Below are 1262 nucleotides of genomic sequence, written 5' to 3' on the forward strand. Positions count from 1 at the left end.
CGGGCGGCGATCCTCTTCAGGGATCGCCGCCCGGCCCTCACGGACATACCGGTCGTGCGGTCAGCTCCGCGGCTCCTGGTGTCCGGAGCCGTAGCGGCGCTCGAAGCGCTCCACCCGGCCCGCGGTGTCCACCACACGGCCCTTGCCGGTGTAGAAGGGATGGCTCGCGGAGGAGATCTCCACGTCGATGACCGGGTAGGTGCGGCCGTCCTCCCACTCCACGCGCTCGGTCGAGTCCGCGGTGGAACGGGTCAGGAAGGCGGCTCCGCCGGCACGGTCCCGGAAGACGACCGGACGGGAGACGGGGTGAATACGGGGCTTCATACAAAAAATCCTTCCTGATGGTGGAATTCGCTTCCATCAAGTAGTACGTCCGTGTAACGCGACGCCCGCCGGTGGCATTCCCGCCGGGTACCGGACACCGAAAGCGGGGACACTGGGGTTTGCGGGCCCATGGCGACCCATGGCGTCCTATGGCGGCCCGTGGTGCGATCGGGCGCGGAGAGCGGGAAGTGGGCGGCACTCATGGGTGAGTTGATCCTCGTACGGCACGGAGAGACCACCTGGTCCTTGTCCGGGCAGCACACCAGCTACACCGATCTGCCTATGACCGAGCGCGGCGAGAGCCAGGCCCGCTCGCTGGTGCCGCTGCTGCGCGAGCGCCGTATCGGTCTCACCCTCGTCAGCCCCATGACCCGCGCGCGCCGCACCGCCGAGCTGGCCGGGCTCGGTGCCTTCCGTGTCACGCCGGATCTGCGCGAGTGGAACTACGGCGGCTACGAGGGCATCGCGACCGCCGAGATCCATCGCACGCGGCCCGGCTGGGATCTGTGGACCGACGGAGTCGTGCCCGGCCCGGCGAGCCAGCCCGGGGAGAGTCCCGCGGAGGTCGGGCACCGCGCCGACCGTGTACTCACCGAGGCCCTGGAGGCGCTCGATTCGAGCGACGAGGATGTCGCCCTCGTCTCGCACGCCCACTTCCTCCGGGTGCTCACCGCCCGCTATCTGGGACTCGCGCCGGCCGCGGGAGCGCTCTTCCTGCTCGCCACCGGGACTCTCTCCCGGCTGGGCACGGAACACGGCCGACCGGTGATCACGGCATGGAATCTGGCCCTGCCCGAGGGCCTGCTGCGCGCCACGGCACGGGAGAAGGAGAACGTGGCCTGACGGAGAGGCCGCCGCCGGGCCGGGCCCGGAGTGCGGCGAACCCGGAATGCGGCGGGCGCCTGTCCGGTGGAAGGAGTTCCACCGGACAGGCGCCA

General features: G+C 70.7%; 2 protein-coding genes. One reads left to right on the forward strand and one right to left on the reverse strand.

Features of this window, described 5'->3' with window-relative positions; translation table 11 throughout:
• Window positions 1-60: 60 nt before the first annotated feature.
• The gene (locus GA0115259_RS37735; RefSeq protein ID WP_093605093.1) at window positions 61-324 is read right to left on the reverse strand and encodes a type B 50S ribosomal protein L31; all 264 of its coding nucleotides are present in this window, start codon (window positions 322-324) and stop codon (window positions 61-63) included.
• A 201-nt stretch (window positions 325-525) separates the two neighbouring features.
• Between GA0115259_RS37735 and GA0115259_RS37740 the strand changes: the two genes are divergently transcribed.
• Window positions 526-1167 carry a histidine phosphatase family protein gene (locus GA0115259_RS37740; RefSeq protein WP_093605095.1) on the forward strand — a complete coding sequence of 214 codons (642 nt, stop codon included), beginning with the start codon at window positions 526-528 and terminating at the stop codon, window positions 1165-1167.
• The last annotated feature ends 95 nt before the right edge of the window (window positions 1168-1262 follow it).

It is taken from the genome of Streptomyces sp. MnatMP-M17 (assembly GCF_900091995.1).
In the GTDB taxonomy this organism is placed as follows: Bacteria; Actinomycetota; Actinomycetes; order Streptomycetales; family Streptomycetaceae; genus Streptomyces.

Coding starts and splice junctions, on each gene's coding strand:
- GA0115259_RS37735 (WP_093605093.1), bottom strand. CDS start 324: ATGAAGCCCCGTATTCACCCCGTCTCCCGTCCGGTCGTCTTCCGGGAC.
- GA0115259_RS37740 (WP_093605095.1), top strand. CDS start 526: ATGGGTGAGTTGATCCTCGTACGGCACGGAGAGACCACCTGGTCCTTG.